This is a genomic window from Streptomyces sp. NPDC041970 (genome assembly GCF_055588985.1).
Genome location: NZ_JBVJCD010000002.1, coordinates 109,897 through 125,620, shown reverse-complemented (window position 1 = coordinate 125,620; position 15,724 = coordinate 109,897). Strand labels below are relative to the sequence as shown.

General features: G+C 74.0%; 11 protein-coding genes. 5 read left to right on the top strand and 6 right to left on the bottom strand.

Going from position 1 to position 15,724, the window contains the following annotated elements:
• Window positions 1–70 precede the first annotated feature (70 nt).
• Window positions 71–1,453 (bottom strand): transcriptional regulator, encoded by a 1,383-nt coding sequence (locus ACZ6EJ_RS01820; RefSeq protein WP_469263782.1) that lies wholly within the window; start codon window positions 1,451–1,453, stop codon window positions 71–73.
• A 359-nt stretch (window positions 1,454–1,812) separates the two neighbouring features.
• On the opposite strand from ACZ6EJ_RS01820, the gene ACZ6EJ_RS01815 reads away from it, so the two are divergent.
• Together ACZ6EJ_RS01815 and ACZ6EJ_RS01810 are read left to right on the top strand one after the other, a co-directional pair.
• A complete protein-coding gene (locus ACZ6EJ_RS01815) occupies window positions 1,813–2,730 on the top strand; it encodes an ABC transporter ATP-binding protein (RefSeq protein WP_469263780.1) in 918 nt (305 codons plus the stop codon).
• The gene (locus ACZ6EJ_RS01810) at window positions 2,727–4,370 is read left to right on the top strand and encodes a transporter (protein WP_469263779.1); all 1,644 of its coding nucleotides are present in this window, start codon (window positions 2,727–2,729) and stop codon (window positions 4,368–4,370) included. The genes ACZ6EJ_RS01815 and ACZ6EJ_RS01810 overlap by 4 nt, the downstream gene beginning before the upstream one ends.
• Window positions 4,371–4,649: 279 nt before the next feature.
• Here ACZ6EJ_RS01810 and ACZ6EJ_RS01805 read toward each other — a convergent pair whose 3' ends face one another.
• Window positions 4,650–5,543 carry an alpha/beta fold hydrolase gene (locus ACZ6EJ_RS01805; RefSeq protein ID WP_469263778.1) on the bottom strand — a complete coding sequence of 298 codons (894 nt, stop codon included), beginning with the start codon at window positions 5,541–5,543 and terminating at the stop codon, window positions 4,650–4,652.
• A 1,201-nt stretch (window positions 5,544–6,744) separates the two neighbouring features.
• On the bottom strand, window positions 6,745–7,437 hold the full coding sequence (locus ACZ6EJ_RS01800; RefSeq protein WP_469263777.1) for a metal-dependent transcriptional regulator: 693 nt from the start codon (window positions 7,435–7,437) through the stop codon (window positions 6,745–6,747).
• 244 nt (window positions 7,438–7,681) lie between these two features.
• On the opposite strand from ACZ6EJ_RS01800, the gene ACZ6EJ_RS01795 reads away from it, so the two are divergent.
• Window positions 7,682–8,437, top strand: a complete 756-nt coding sequence (locus ACZ6EJ_RS01795) for an SIS domain-containing protein (protein ID WP_469263775.1) — start codon at window positions 7,682–7,684, stop codon at window positions 8,435–8,437.
• 120 nt (window positions 8,438–8,557) lie between these two features.
• Here ACZ6EJ_RS01795 and ACZ6EJ_RS01790 read toward each other — a convergent pair whose 3' ends face one another.
• Complete coding sequence (locus ACZ6EJ_RS01790; RefSeq protein WP_469263774.1) at window positions 8,558–9,973, bottom strand: PAS domain-containing protein; 1,416 nt, start codon at window positions 9,971–9,973, stop codon at window positions 8,558–8,560.
• Between the two features lie 429 nt (window positions 9,974–10,402).
• Entirely contained in the window at window positions 10,403–11,041 is a 639-nt protein-coding gene (pdxH, locus tag ACZ6EJ_RS01785; protein WP_469263772.1) for a pyridoxamine 5'-phosphate oxidase, read from the bottom strand.
• 543 nt (window positions 11,042–11,584) lie between these two features.
• Between pdxH and ACZ6EJ_RS01780 the strand changes: the two genes are divergently transcribed.
• Window positions 11,585–12,685 carry a citrate synthase 2 gene (locus ACZ6EJ_RS01780; RefSeq protein ID WP_469263770.1) on the top strand — a complete coding sequence of 367 codons (1,101 nt, stop codon included), beginning with the start codon at window positions 11,585–11,587 and terminating at the stop codon, window positions 12,683–12,685.
• A gap of 303 nt (window positions 12,686–12,988) precedes the next feature.
• Window positions 12,989–13,522 carry a VOC family protein gene (locus ACZ6EJ_RS01775; RefSeq protein ID WP_469263768.1) on the top strand — a complete coding sequence of 178 codons (534 nt, stop codon included), beginning with the start codon at window positions 12,989–12,991 and terminating at the stop codon, window positions 13,520–13,522.
• 583 nt (window positions 13,523–14,105) lie between these two features.
• On the opposite strand, the gene ACZ6EJ_RS01770 is transcribed toward ACZ6EJ_RS01775, so the two are convergent.
• Window positions 14,106–15,650 (bottom strand): MFS transporter, encoded by a 1,545-nt coding sequence (locus ACZ6EJ_RS01770; protein ID WP_469263767.1) that lies wholly within the window; start codon window positions 15,648–15,650, stop codon window positions 14,106–14,108.
• Window positions 15,651–15,724 lie beyond the last annotated feature (74 nt).

Sequence of the window (15,724 nt, the reverse complement as noted above, 5' to 3'; positions counted from 1 at the left end):
TCCAGTTCGCCGTACGACGCGGCACGGTCCGTCCGGGGCCCGGTTCGCCGTGTGCCGGGGCCCCGGAGGTTCAGGCCGCCTGGAGTTCCAGCCGCTCGCCGAACTCCCGTACCGCCGGCTCCTGGGAGAAGGGCGCCAACCGCTGCTGGAGGTCGTCGAGATACTCCGCGCCCCGGCTGGAGCGCACCGTCCCCAGCAGCTCCATCGCCCGCGTGCCCGTGTGGCAGGCCCGTTCCACCTCGCGCTGCTGGACCTGCGCCGAGGCCAGGAGGACCAGCCCGATGCCCCGGCGCCGCGCGCGACTCTCCGGCAGGGTGGCCAGCGCCTCCCTGGCCCGCCGGGCGGCCTCCTCCGCCTGCCCCAGGTCCCGGTGGCAGTGGGCCAGTTCGTCCGCGAGGTAACCCGCGTCGAAGTGCGCGATCCAGGCCGGGTCGTCCCCGGCGTCCGGGTCGGCCTGCTCCAGCGCGGCGATCGCCCGGCCGGCCACCGCCTGGCAGGCGCGGGCGTCCCCGAGCAGCGCGTGGCCGCGGGCCTCCGCCGCGTAGAACATCGCCTGGGCGCGGGGCGTGGCCTGCCCCCGCGTCCCCTCCTGCGCCGCGCGGGCCAGTTGGGCGATCTCGCGCGGGTTGCCGAGTTGGGCGGCGAGGTGGCTCATCGACGCGGCGAGCACGTAGCCGCCGTACGCCCGGTCGCCCGCGGCCTGTGCGAGCCGCAGCGCCTGGATGTAGTACCGCTGGGCGAGGCCGGGTTGGCCGGTGTCGACCGCCATGTAGCCGCCCAGCTCGGTGAGGCGCGCCACCGCGCCGAAGAGCGCCCGCCCCACCCGTTCGCGGTACGCCCCCGAAAGCAGGCCGGAGACGACGCTGTTGAGGTAGTGCACGAGCACCGGGCGCACATGGCCGCTGCCGAAGCGGTGGTCGAGGTCGACGAGGGCGCTGGTCATCGCCCGTACCGCCTCGACGTCGGCCATCCCGACGCGGGCCCCGGCCGACCGCTCGACCTGCGGGTCGGTGCCGGAGATCAGCCAGTCCCGGCTGGGCTCGACCAGCGCGGAGGCGGCGACCGCCGTGCCGGTGAGCAGGTCGCGGCGGCCCACGTCGCTGCGCCACAGCTCGCAGACCTGCTCGACGGCCCCGGCCACGGTGGGCGCGTACTGGAGACCGACGCCGGAGGCCAGGTTCTTGCCGTTGGCCATGCCGATCTCCTCGATCGTGACCGTACGGCCGAGCTTGCGGCCGAGCGCCTCGGCGATGATGCCCGGCGCCCTGCCGCGGGGTTGCTGTCCGCGCAGCCAGCGGGCCACGGAGGTCTTGTCGTAGCGCAGGTCGAGTCCGCGCTCGGCCCCGACCATGTTCACGCGGCGGGCGAGCCCCGCGTTGGAGCAGGCGGCCTCCTGGATGAGCGTCTGGAGCCGTTCGTTGGGCTGGCGGGCTACGAGTGGCCTTGCTGCCATATGTCCCCCTGGAACAGTCGGTACGGGCAGTTTGCGATGGAAGGGATCACTGCCCGTCACCTGTGCAAGAAATGCGCCCATTCCATCGATATTCGGTACGAGCACGACGTGTTGACGCCGCAGTGGCGGACCGGGCGGCAGCCCTGGGGGTGGTTACCCGCACTTCGCCGGGATGTCTCCCGCGCGCCCCCGCCCGTGCACCGGTGCGCCCCGTGTGCGGGTGCGGTGCGCCGTGTGCACGGCGCGGGCCCGCGCACGCGTCCTCCGGGGCCGCGGACCGGGTTGCGTGCGGGCCGGCGCTCGTGCGCACCGGCTTCCGTAGGGTGGCCCCACCAGTGGCGTCTTCGAAAGGCTGTGCCATGCCGGACCGGGCAGACGCGCGTGAGGGAGCGGACGCGCGTGAGGGAGCAGACGGGCGCGGACGAATGGACCCGCGCGCGGGAGGGGGCCCGCGCGAGGGCGCGGGAGCGCGTGAGGACGCGGGAGCGGTGGCGGGCGGCGCGCGCACGGCGCGGCCCGCCGTGCGCATCGAGGGGTTGTGGAAGCGGTTCGGGGACCAGATCGCCGTGTCGGGGATCGACCTGGAGCTGCCCGCGGGGAAGTTCGTCGGGCTCGTCGGCCCCAACGGGGCGGGCAAGACGACCACCCTGTCCATGGTGACCGGCCTCCTGCGCCCCGACCGGGGCAGGATCGAGGTCGCCGGCCACGACGTCTGGGCCGACCCGGTCGAGGTCAAGTCCCGGATCGGAGTGCTGCCGGAGGGGCTGCGCCTCTTCGAACGGCTGTCGGGCCGCGAACTGCTCGCGTACAACGGCCGGTTGCGGGGGCTTCCGGGCGACGAGGTCGACAAGCGGGCCGCCCAGCTCCTGGACGTACTGGATCTCGCGGGCGCGCAGCACAAGCTGGTCGTGGACTACTCGACCGGGATGCGGAAGAAGATCGGACTGGCGGCCGCGCTCCTCCACAACCCCGAAGTGCTTTTCCTGGACGAGCCGTTCGAGGGGGTCGACCCGGTCTCCGCGCAGACCATCCGGGGCGTGCTGGAGCGCTACACCCGCTCCGGGGCGACCGTGGTCTTCTCCAGCCATGTGATGGAGCTGGTCGAGTCGCTGTGCGACTGGGTGGCCGTGATGGCGGCGGGCCGGATCAGGGCGCGGGGCACGTTGGCCGAGGTGCGCGGCGACGCCCCCTCCCTGCAGAGCGCCTTCCTCGAACTGGTCGGCGCGGGCGGCCGGGACGCCGGGGACGCGCTCGACTGGCTGGGCGGCTCCCGATGAGTGTGCTGGACGCCCCGGCGGGCGCGGCCGCCCCGACGGCCCCCGTCCAGGGCCTGACCTCGGTCTTCGTCCGGCTGAAGCTGACGCTCCTGCGGAACGGGCTGCGGCAGTCCGGCGGGCGCAGGGCCGCGTTCGTCGCCTCCCTCGTCCTCGCCCTGCTGTTCGCGGCGGGCCAGGTGCTGGGACTGGTCCTGCTGCGCGGCCACGACCACGCGAGCACGGTCGTGGTGCTGCTCACCGGCGTGGTGGCGCTCGGCTGGGCGGTGCTGCCGCTCTTCTTCCCCAGCGGCGACGACACCCTCGACCCGACCCGGCTGGTCATGCTGCCGCTGCGCCCGCAGCCGCTGGTGCGGGCCCTGCTGGTCTCCTCGATGGTCGGCATCGGCCCGTTGTTCACCCTGTGCCTGGTGGTCGGCTCGGTCCTGGCGCTGGCGCACGGGGCGGCGGGCGCGGTCTTCGCGGTGCTCGCGGTCCCGTCGGCGTTGCTGTTCTGCGTGGCGCTGTCGCGGGCGGTCGCCACCGCCAACGTACGGCTGCTGAACTCCCGCAAGGGCCGCGACCTCGCGGTGCTCAGCGGGCTGGTGATCGCGGTGGGCCTCCAGTTCGTCAACTTCGGCGCGCAGCGGCTCGGCCGGGCCGGCGGGCTCTCCGCGCTGGACCCGGCGGCGGACGTGGTCCGCTGGCTCCCCGGCCCCTCCGCCCTGGGGGCGGTCGACGCGGCGTCGCGGGGCGCGTACGCGGTGGCGGTCCTCCAGGCGCTGATCACGGCGGCCGGGCTGGCGGCGGCGCTGTGGTCGTGGCGGCGGAGCCTGGTGCGGCTGATGACCTCGCCGGACGCCTCGACGCCGGGCGCGGCGGAGTCGGCCCGCGCGGAGTCGGGGACGGACCGCACGGGCCTGGCGGCGCTGCTCCCGGAGGGCCGTACGGCGACGGTGGTGCAGCGCGGTCTGCGGTACGTGGCGCGGGACCCGAAGACCAAGGCCGCCTGGGTGACGGCGTTGGCGGTGGGGGCGATCGTCCCGCTGCTCAACGCCGCCCAGGGCACCGGCTCGGTGTACTTCGCGTGCTTCGCCGCCGGGATGCTCGGGATGCAGATGTACAACCAGTTCGGCCAGGACACCTCGGCCTTCTGGATGGTGGCCCTGACGATCTCCTCGACCCGTGACGCCTACGTCGAGCTGCGGGCGCGGGCGCTGACCCTGCTGCTGATCACCCTGCCGTACACGGTCGTGGTCTGCACCGCGACGGCCGCGGTGATCGGTGACTGGCGGTCGCTGCCCGCGGCGCTGGGCCTCTCCCTGGCGCTGCTGGGCGCGATGACGGCGACGGGGGCGGTGGCGTCGGCGCTCTTCCCGTACTCGATCCCGCAGGACGGCGCGTTCAAGAACGTGGCGCCGGGGCAGGGCGGGCTCGCCTGGATCTCGATCCTCGGCGGCATGGCGGGCTCCGCGCTGCTGGCCGCGCCGGTGCCGGCGCTGACGGTCTGGATGCACCTGGCGGACCACCATGACGCGCTGTGGCTGCTGGTGCCGGTGGGCGCCGCGTACGGGGCGCTGATCGGGTGGGCGGGGCTGCGGTTCGCCGCGCCGCGCACGGCGAACCGACTGCCGGAGATCCTGACGGCGGTCAGCAAGGGGTGACGGGCGGAGCCGTGGGCCGGCCGACCGGCTGGTCGGGCGGTCGGGCGGTCGGCCGGTCGGCCGGTCAGCACAGACGGCCGGTCAGGCGGTCGCGCGGTCAGGTGGTCGGGCGGTCAGCCCGGACGGATGGTCAGCTGGTCGGGCAGTCGGCCGGTCGGCCGGTCGGTCGGTCGGTCGGTCAGCCCAGACGGCCGGTCAGGTGGTCAGCCCATCAGCCGGTCAGGGCGAACGGTTGGCCGGAGGCCGGGGCGGGCCGGGGTGTCGCGGGCGGCTGAGGCGTCAGGGGGCGACCTGTTCGCGGTCCTCCCGGTTGTCCTCCGCGAGCTGCTCCAGGAACGGCTCCACCGCCGCCCGCCAGCCCTCGGGCTGGTCGTAGTGGACGAGGTGGCCCGCGTCCGCCACCTCCGCGTACTGCCCGCGCGGCAGGACGCGGACCATCTCCTGGGCCTCGGCACGGCCCAGCTCGCCGTCGATGCCGCGCAGCACCAGCGTGGGGCAGGAGACCTGGGCCAGCTCCTCCCAGTGGGCGTCGTGGACCCAGGTCGCGCGGGAGCGGAGCATCTGGCCGCGCGAGAAGACCGGGCGCCAGCCGTCCTCCCGCTCGGCCATCACCTCGGCGTAGAACGCGCCGCGCGCCGGATTCGGCCGTTCGACCCAGGGGTCGTCCTCGCCGAACCACTTCCGTACGTCCGCGAGGGTGGCGAAGGGCAGCGGCCAGGAGGCGAACCAGTCGCTCCACTCGCGCTGGGACGCGGCCCCGAGAGCGGAGGCCCGCATGTCGCAGATGACCAGGGCCCGCACCAGGTCGGGGCGCTTGGCGGCGAGCTGCCAGCCGGTGAGCGCCCCCATGGCGTGGCCGACGACGGTGACCGGGCCGAGCCCGAGCTGTTCTATCGCGGCCTCGGCGTCGCGGACGTAGGCGTCGCGGGTGTACGGCCCGTCGGCGGGCTTCTCGCTGCGGCCGTGGCCGCGCTGGTCGAGGCCGACCGCGCGACAGCGCTCGGCCAGCCAGCGGGCGGTCGGGGCCCAGTGGGAGGCCCGGCCCATCAGCCCGTGCAGCAGTAAGACCCCCGGCGCACTGTCGTGCTCCGCACGCCCCTTGGGCGGATCGGCGAACTCCCACGCCGCGAGGCGTACGCCGTCGAACCCCGTCACATCGATGCGCCGCACCATCGTCCTGGCACCCCCTTCTGGTCCTCGATCACCGTCTGGTCGCACCCCGCAGGCTATCGAACTTATATTCGAACACGGGGGTTCGGCCTCGAATAACCCACGTTCGAGTGACACCTGCCGAGGATTGACGCCGAGTCTTCGGGGGAGATTTCCAGCGGGAGGCGGGCCGCTCGGGGACAAGGGCCCGTAGGGAGTGACCTTGAGAGCTCGGGGCTCCGGGTCAACACGGGGGAGGACCGGGGGGGGGGGGGGGGGGGGGGGGGGGGGAGGGGCGGCCTGGGGGGGGGGGGGGGGGGGGGAGGGCGGGGGGGGAGAGGGGGGGGGGGGGGGGGGGTTTGGGAGCTTTTGGTTTCGTATCCCCCCCGGGCACCCCCCCCCCCCCCCCTCCCCCCCCCCCCCCCCCCGCCGCACGTCCGGGGACGTCCCGACGGCCGGTTTCGCCCGGCCATGACAACGATGCCGAGCGGCGACGCGCTCCGCCGCTCCCCTTTCGGGAGGACCCGCCCTCGCGCTTCCGGGGCCAGGGCGGCGTGCGGCTCGTCGGGGACCGCCCGGTGGGCGTGCCGGTACGACGGGCGCATTCCCTGCTCCCTCCCCGAGCGTGCCGGCCGCGGCCGGTCGACTCGGTCGACCCCTTCAGGCGTCTGCCTGGCCTCAGCCTGGCACGCGATCGCTCCGGGCGCTGCGATTCCGGACGGAAAGCGGAAAGCGGGCGCCACGGCGGTGCCGTACGGCGGTCGTGCCGCCGGAGAAACGGAGAAGCACCGGCGCTCGACGGCGGACACCGACGCTCGGCGACGGACCTCGGCACCCGCCGACGAACACCGACGGACGCCGGCGCACGCCGGGCGACGGACGCTCGGGGTCCGGCACTCGGGGCCAGCGACGGGCGTGAGCGCGTGACGGCGGCTCGGCGCCCAGCGACGGACAGGAACACCTGGCGGCGGCTCGCCTCTCAGCGCTCAGCGCCGGGCGGGGAGCACCCGTCGACGGCTCAGCGCTCAGTGCCGGGCGGGGAGCGCCCGTCGACGGCTCAGCGCTCGGGGACCGGCGTCAGCGCATGGCGAGGGCTCAGCGCTCGATGGAGGACGTCGACACCCGCCGACGGCTCGACGCCCGAAGACCGGCGCGGACAGCCGGTACGGCGACGGCGAACGGCGACGGGCGACCGGCGACGGGTGCCGAGTGCCGGGCGACCAAGTCAGCGCTTGGCGACGAAGACGTGCGACGCGATCTCGGCGCCCAGCTCGGCCGCCTCCCCGCTGGAGCCGACCAGCACACCGCCCGGCGACTCGGTGACGCTGACCACCGATCCGGGCTGCACCCCGGCCCGGCGCAGCGTGTACATCAACTGGGCGTCGGCCTGGATCGGCTCCCCGATCCGCCGCACCACCACCGTCTTCCCGTCCGCGCCGGGGTCCAGCTCGGCCAGGCTCACCATCGACGCGTCCAGGAACGGATCGGCCTCCGCCTCCTCGCCCAGCTCCTCCAGGCCCGGAATGGGGTTGCCGTACGGCGACTCCGTCGGGTGCCGCAGCAGCTCCAGCACCCGCCGCTCCACGGCCTCGCTCATCACGTGCTCCCAGCGGCAGGCCTCGGCGTGCACCTGCTCCCACTCCAGGCCGATCACGTCGACCAGCAGGCACTCGGCGAGGCGGTGCTTGCGCATGACGCGGGTGGCGAGGCGGCGGCCCTCCTCGGTCAGCTCCAGGTGGCGGTCGCCCGCGACCTGGACCAGTCCGTCGCGCTCCATCCGGGCCACGGTCTGACTGACGGTGGGACCGCTCTGGTCCAGCCGTTCAGCGATGCGGGCGCGCATGGGGATGACGCCTTCCTCCTCCAGCTCGAGGATGGTGCGGAGATACATCTCCGTGGTGTCGATCAGTCCGGACATACGTGCCCCTCGGTGCTGTGACAGAAAAACGTCGTGCGACGGCCCTCCGCCAATTCTGACCCATACCGCCGACAACCGTGCCGCCCCGAGCGCGCGACCGCGCGGGCGGGGACGACGGGTCCTATTGACAGGCCACTGGTCCAGACCGCAACGTGATCGGCGGCACCGGCGCCCCCAGCGTCGCACGCCCGCCGCACCACCCGTCCCACGCCCGCCCCATCCCCCGTCGAAAGGGCTTTCCCCGATGAGCGACAGCAAGCTGGCCGGTCAGTTCTTCGACGCAGCGATCGGCTTGCTGACGCGGGTGCGGGACGAGGAGTCGGAGAGCATCGCCGCCGCCGGCACGGTCATCGCCGACGCCGTCGAGGCGGGCGGGCGGCTGTTCGCCTACGGCGCCGGGCACTCCTCGCTCGCCGCCCAGGACGTGGTCTACCGGGCGGGCGGCCTGGCCCTGATGAACCTGCTCACCGTCCCCGGCACCACGGGCGTGGACGTCATGCCCGCCACGCTCGGCTCCGCGCTGGAGCGGGTGGACGGGCTCGCCTCGGCGGTCCTGGACTCCAGCCCCGCCACCGCCGGGGACGTACTGGTGATCATCTCGCTCTCCGGGCGCAACGCCCTGCCCGTCGAGATGGCGCAGAACGCCCGCGCCCTCGGGCTGAAGGTCATCGGGCTCACCTCGGTCGCGTACGCGGACCAGACCCGCTCGCGGCACGTCTCGGGCGGCTTCCTGCGCGACCACTGCGACGTCGTCCTGGACAGCAAGATCGCCGTCGGTGACGCGGAGCTGACGGCCCCCGGCATCGGCGCCCCCTTCGCCCCGGCCTCGACCGTCGTGACCAGCGCGATCATGCAGGCGATGATGGCCGCCGCCGCCGAGGAGCTGTCCTCCCGCGGCATCGAGCCGCCCCTGCTGCGCTCGGCCAACGTCGACGGCGGCCACGAGTGGAACGGCCGCGTCATGACGGAGTACCGGGACCGCATCTTCTACCGGCACTGACGGGACCGGGGGCGGCCGCGTCCCTCGTACGCGTACGGGGCCGCCGGCCGTACGGACACACGCCTACGCCCCCGGCACCACGCACGCGCACGCCTGCGCCCCGTCGTCACGTACGCGCGCCTACGGCCCCGCCGTCGCCTGCGCCAGGTCGACCGCGCCCGCGACGCGAGCCGCCACCGTCTCCGCGTACGCCGTGTCCGGGCGCTCGAACGCGGTCCGGTTCGCCGCGCGCAGGAAGGTCAGCACGCCGAGCGTCCGCCCCCGGCTCCGGAGCACCGCGCACAGGGCGTGCGCCGCGTCCGGGGGCCAGTGGCGCTCGGCCGCCCACGCCGGCCCGACGCCCCCGGAGGCCGCGCTCGTCCGGACCGTGCCGGTGCGCTCGACCGCCTGGAGCGCCGGGTGGCCGGGGCCGTAACGGGCCGGGGCGGAGCCGCCGGAGACCGGCAGGCAGGGGCCCGGAGCGTCGACGGGGGTGGCGGCCGTACGCACCAGGCGCTCCCCCGCCACCAGGTCGATCAGCACATGGTCGGCGAACCCGGCCACCGCGAAGTCCAGCAGCGCGGTCGCCGCCTCCATCGGGTCCTCGCACTCGGACGCCGTACGGGCCGCCCGGTGCAGTTGGCTCGCCCGGAAGCGCAGCCGGTCCGCCTCCCGCTCCGCGAGCTTCGCCGCCGTGACGTCCCGGAACAGCCAGCCCGCCCCGAGCGGCACCGGCTCCTCGGTCAGCGGCGAGGCCAACCGCAGGAACCCGCTGCGCAGGCACCGGCGGCGCCCGCCCTCCGCCGTCCGCAACGTCACCCAGAAGTCGGCCGGGGGGCTCTGCGCGCCCTCCGCGAGCACATGGTGCAGGGCCGCCTCCAGCTCCTCGACGCCCTCGACGACCAGCTCGCCGAGCGGGCGGCCCAGCAGGGAGACGCGCCCGCCGCCGAGGGCGCGGGCGGCGTGGGGGTTGACCGCGGTGGGGCGCAGGTCCACGTCGAGGAGCACCACCCCCCAGGGCACGCCCTCCAGCAGCCCCTCGCTCAGCGCGATGGCCCGCTCCAGGTCGATGCGGGCGTGCACCTCGCTGAACGCGCAGTACACCCCGCGCGGCCCGCCGTCCGCGTCACGCACCCCGGCGGACTGGGCCCGCACCAGGACCCGGCCGCCGTCCTTGCGCAGCAGGGCGAACTCGTGCACCCGCCGCCCCGGCGCGTCCATCACCGCCATCAGCCGCGCCAGGACCTCGTCCGCGTCGGCCCGCCGCACCGCCCACCCGGCGAACCCGGTGCGGCCGACCGCCTCCCGCGCCGACCAGCCGAGGAGGCGTTCGGCCTCGCGGTTCCAGTGGGTGACCGCGCCGTCCGCGTCGAGGGCGCAGAGCGCGGTGTCCATGCCGTCGAGCAGGGCCGCCAGCAGCTCCGACCCGTCGGGGGCGCCGCCGCTCCCGTCACCGGCGGACCGGGGGCCCGGACGGGCGGGGCCGCCCGGCGTCCCGCCGGGGTCCTCGTCCGGCCCGAGCGCGTCGGTGGTCCCACTGCTCCTGGAAGCACCCACTCCGTACCCCCCGCAGAACGCGTCGGCTGTTCCCCCGCGTGTCATCGCGCCTATCGCTGCACGTCAGACCATTCAACTCGAACGCGCCCCGCCGCACATCCCCCTTCGCCGAATAAACGGGTTGAACCATCGGCGAGGCGGCTCCTAGGCTGGGGCCAGCGAAGAAAGGAGGTGTTCCGGAAGTGATTTCTTCTCGGACTCGTGAGGTGACTGCGGGCTGACGCCCGTTGTCGCGCTCTTTGCAGTGCAGGCCGGTCATCGGCCAATTCCCAGCAGTCACCGACCCGCAGGCTCGCCGGTAAGTCCGGCCGGCTCCTCCGCACACGGTCAACCCCGTTGTGCGGAGGAACCAGAGCCTGCGGGTTTCTGCGTTACGGGGGGGGGCAGCGGGCGGGGCGGGCGCTCGGCCGCGCAGCCCGCCCCCGTAGGTCACGGGCAGAGCCGCTCCACCCGCCAGGCGGCGGACTCCCCCTCACCCTCCCGGACGTACCGCAGGCGGTCGTGCAGCCGGTTCGCGTGCCCCTGCCAGAACTCGATGGTCTCCGGGACCACCCGGAAGCCGCCCCAGTGCGGCGGGGCCGGGACCTTCTCGCCCTCGGGGTAGCGGGCGGCCAGTTCCGCGTACCGGGCGACCAGCTCCTCGCGGGAGCCGACCACCTCGGACTGGGCACTGGCCCACGCGCCGAGCTGGGAGCCGTGCGGGCGGGTGCGGAAGTAGCCGACGGTCTCCTCGCGGGAGACGCGCGCGGCCGTGCCGGTGACGATGACCTGGCGGGCCATGGGGTGCCAGGGGAAGAGCAGCGAGACGTACGGGTTCGCGGCCAGCTCGCGACCCTTGCGGGAGGCGTAGTTGGTGAAGAAGACGAAGCCGCGTGAGTCGTACTGCTTCAGCAGCACGGTCCGCGAGGACGGGCGGCCGTCCGGCGTGGCGGTGGAGACGACCATCGCGTTGGGCTCGTGGAGCACGCCGCCGACGGCGACCTGGCGGAACCAGCGGGCGAACTGGTCCATGGGGTCGGGGCTGAGATCGTGCTCGGTGAAGTCCTCGGAGCGGTAGTGCTCGCGCATGGCCGCCGGGTCGACGGGCCTTGCGGCCTCTGTGATCCCTGCGGCCCCTGTAGTCCCTACGGCCTCTGTGATCCCTGCGGCCCCTGTAGTCCCTACGGCCTCTGCTGTCCCTGCGATCCCTGTGGCTCCTGTTGTCCCTGCGGCCTCTGTGGCCCTTGTTGTCCCTGCGGCCTCCGTCTTGGGGGCCGGGCGAACTGCCGCGTGATCGGGTGCGGGCACAGCGTGATCCGGATGCGGCACGGAGTGATCTGGTGTGGGCACGGGCCCATCCTGCCGCAGCGGCCGAGTGTGCCCGGCGTCGAGGGGCCGTAACCTCACCCCGCCGAAAGGGGGCCCTGTGCCGGATGTCACGCTTCCCCGCGTCGGAGGAACCCGCCAATATCTTGGGGCAGGCCCCTGTGGCCTTCGCCCAGCAGCGGACCGACGTACACCTGCCGCCCGTACACCTTCGTACGCCAGCCGTCCGTACGCCTGCCGTCCGTGCCTGCCGGCCATGTGCGTGTGGCCGCCGATCGCCGACCGCCGAACTGAGGGAGCCGCCTGATGTCCGACTTCGTACCCGGTCTTGAGGGAGTCGTCGCGTTCGAAACGGAGATCGCCGAACCGGACAAGGAAGGCGGTTCGCTCCGCTACCGCGGGGTGGACATCGAGGACCTCGTCGGCCACGTCTCCTTCGGCAACGTGTGGGGCCTGCTGGTGGACGGGGCGTTCAACCCCGGACTGCCGCCCGCCGAACCGTTCCCGATCCCCGTCCACTCCGGTGACATCCGCGTCGACGTGCAGTCGGCGCTGGCGATGCTCGCCCCGGTGTGGGGGCTGAAGCCGCTGCTGGACATCGACGAGGCGACCGCCCGCGACGACCTGGCGCGCGCCGCGGTGATGGCGCTGTCGTACGTCGCCCAGTCGGCGCGCGGCCAGGGCCTGCCGATGGTGCCGCAGAGCGAGATCGACAAGGCGCAGTCCGTGGTGGAGCGGTTCATGATCCGCTGGCGCGGCGAGCCGGACCCCCGGCACGTCAAGGCGGTCGACGCGTACTGGACCTCCGCCGCCGAGCACGGCATGAACGCCTCCACCTTCACCGCCCGCGTCATCGCCTCGACCGGGGCGGACGTCGCGGCCGCCCTCTCCGGCGCGGTGGGCGCGATGTCCGGCCCGCTGCACGGCGGCGCGCCCTCGCGCGTCCTCGGCATGATCGAGGAGATCGAGCGCACCGGCGACGCGAGCGCCTACGTCAAGCAGGCCCTGGACAAGGGCGAGCGCCTGATGGGCTTCGGCCACCGCGTCTACCGCGCCGAGGACCCGCGCGCCCGCGTACTGCGCCGCACGGCCCGCGAGCTGGCCGCGCCGCGCTTCGAGGTGGCGGAGGCGCTGGAGAAGGCCGCGCTGGAGGAGCTGCACAACCGGCGCCCGGACCGGGTGCTGGCGACGAACGTGGAGTTCTGGGCGGCGATCGTGCTGGACTTCGCGGAGGTCCCGGCGCACATGTTCACCTCGATGTTCACGTGCGCCCGCACGGCCGGCTGGTCGGCGCACATCCTGGAGCAGAAGCGCACCGGCCGCCTGGTCCGCCCCTCGGCGACCTACGTGGGCCCGAGCGCGCGCGACCCGCAGGCGATCGAGGGGTACGCGGACATCACGGGCTGAGGCTGAGGCGGTGGGCCGGGGCGGGGTGGGGTGGGCCGGGCCGGGGTGGGGTGGGCTTGTGGAGCCGCTCGGGCCCGGCCTGGTCCGGGCTGGGCTGGTCCGGGCTGGTCCGGTCCGGGCTGGGCTGGGCTGGTCTGGTCTGGTCGCGTTCGGGGTGGGGGGCGGCTGGTGCTGGGGGCGGGTGGGCGGTTCGAGGTCGGGGCGGTTGGCGTCGCATGGTCGGGTCAACTGGCGTACAGGGGCCATCGGAACGCCGCTACGGGGTATCCGTACGGCCACATCTCCGATCCGAGGAGGCCCGACATGACCGCCCCCCGACCGTCCCTGACCCTGTCCAGTACGGTGCTCGACGCCCCGGACGCCGCGCAGTTGGCGGACTTCTACCGCCGCCTCCTCGGGTGGGAGACGGTGCAGGAGGAACCGGGGTGGGTGAAACTCCTCCCGCCCGGCGGCGGTTCCGGCCTGGGCTTCCAGACCGAGAAGGAGTACACGCCCCCGGCGTGGCCCGTCTCCCCCGGCGAACAGATGACGATGCTGCACCTGGACTTCGAGGTGGCGGACCTGGAGACGGGCGTGGCGCACGCGGTCGCGGAGGGCGCGACGCCCGCGGAGTTCCAACCGCAGCCCGACGTACGGGTGATGTTCGACCCGGCGGGCCATCCGTTCTGCCTCTTCGTCAACAACCAACTCCCGGACCGCGCACCCGCGATCAGCCCCGACTGGGTGGCCGAACAGACCCGCGACCTCGCCTCCCAGGACCGCGTGACGGCAGCGGACGCACTGACCGCCCAACCGCCGACGAACACCCGCGCGCCGGAGCCGGATGAGGCGTCGTAACGCGAGGGTTCGGGTCGGCCGGGGGCCGTCAGCGCGGCGGCGGTGATGGCCGGCCAGGGCGGGTGGACAGTGCGGCGGTGATCGGAACAATGGGACTGCACGTCGTGCGGCCACAAGCCGCTTGCGAGACGAGGTCGATATGTCCGTTTCCCAGGAAGTCATGAAAAACAGCCTGCCGACCGTGTAAAACCACAGGTCAGGAAGTGTCGTCCCCGCGCGTGCGGGGTTGGTCCCGCTAGATCAGGACAGCCAGAGTGAGACGCCGGGTCGTCCCCGCGCGTGCGAGGTTGGTCCCCGGTACTGCGCCGAACGAGGACAGCCGACCATGTCGTCCCCGCGCGTGCGGGGTTGGTCCCCGCTCGGCCGGGTGGCACCGGACAGGCAACTCGTCGTCCCCGCGCGCGGGGTTGGCCCCCGTTCTCCGGCCTCTGGTACGCGCTCCACGAAGTCGTCCCCGCGCAAGGTCACCCCCCCCAGCCGGCTCCCCTCCGCCTGGGCGAACTACCGCCCGCTCAGCCCGCCAACGATGCCGGCCCCGGCGGCCCGCAGAGCAGCCTGCGGGCCTCCCTGGGGCTTCGGCCGGTCACACCCGTGACTTCGCCGGCTCCGCCTCCGGCTCGTCGCCGATGGCTGTGACGTGCCGCAGCACGACGGCGGACAGGATCGCCAGGACCACGGTGCTCGCTGCGGCCACGGCCATCGCCGTGTTCATGCCGGAGGTGGCGGCCTCCTTGGCGAGGTCGAGCCAGCCGGCGGGCATCTGCTGGGCCGAGGCGACGGCGCCGGCGAGGCTGTCGCCCGCGGCGTCGGCCACGTCCGACGGGGTGCCGGCGGGGATCCGGTCGTCGATCCGGTTGCGGTAGACCGAGGTCGCCAGGCTGCCCAGGATCGCCACACCGAGCGCGAGGCCCAGTTCCTGCACGGTCTCCGACATCGCCGAGGCCGAGCCGGCCTTTTCCGGCGGCGCCGCCCCGACCACCAGGTCCGTGCCCAGGGCCGCGATCGTCCCGAGCCCGAGGTAGACGAGGCCGAAGCCGACGACCATCAGGGCGATGCCGCCCGAGGGGCCCACCAGGGCGAGCAGGACGTACCCGACCGTGGACAGCACCAGGGTGGCCGCCACGACGAGGCCCGGCGGCACCCGTCGCGCGACCAGGGGCGAACCGATCGCGGCCAGGAACATCAGCAGGGCGGGCGGGCCCATCCACAGCCCCGCCTCGACCGGCGGCAGCCCCTCCACGAACTGGAGCTGCTGGGTGATCAGCAGCATCGAGCCGCCGACGCCGACGAGACCGACGAGCAGCACGCTCAGCGCGGAGCTGAACGTCCGGTCGGCGAACAGGCGTACGTCCAGTAGCGGGCTTTCCAACTTGCCCTGCCTGCGGACGAACAACACCGCGAAGACCACGCCGATCAGCGCGGCGGTGATCATCGGCAGATCGAGGCCGTCCTTGGCGAAGCGCTTCACCGCGTAGACCACCGGCAGGATCGCGACCAGCGACAGCGTCACGCTGATCAGGTCGAGGCGGCCGCTCTGCGGCGCCGCGTACTCGGGGATCAGGAGCGGCGCGGCCACCAGCAGCACGAGCGCGACCGGCACCGCCAGGAGGAACACCGAACCCCACCAGAAGTGGTGCAGCATCGCCCCGCCGACCACAGGGCCGAGCGCCATGCCGAGCGCGAAGCTCGTGGCCCAGACACCGATCGCCAAGGAGCGCTGCCGCTGGTCGGCGAACATGTTGCTGATCAAGGCCAGGGTGGACGGCATCAGCGTGGCGCCGGCGATTCCGAGGGCCGCCCGTGCGGCGATGAGCATGTCGGCGTTGGTGGCGCAGGCCGCCAGTACGGACACGATCCCGAAGGCCGCCGCCCCGGTCATCAGCAGCCGACGGCGGCCGATCCGGTCGCCCAGTGTGCCCATGGTGAGCAGGAATCCGGCGATCAGGAACCCGTAGGCGTCCATGATCCACAGCTCTTGGGTACCGGACGGGCGCAGGTCCTCGGCCAGTGCGGGGAGGGCCAGGTACAGCACGGTGACGTCGAGGCCCAGCAGCACGGTGGGCAGCGAGAGGACGGCCAGCCCTCCCCATTCCCGGACTCCCGCCCTACGTACGTTCGTTGAGCTCACAGCTCTCCCCGTCCTCTCCCGAGTCGCCGACATGCGATCGCCACTGTGCCGCCCCTCACGCACGGTTTCCTGAG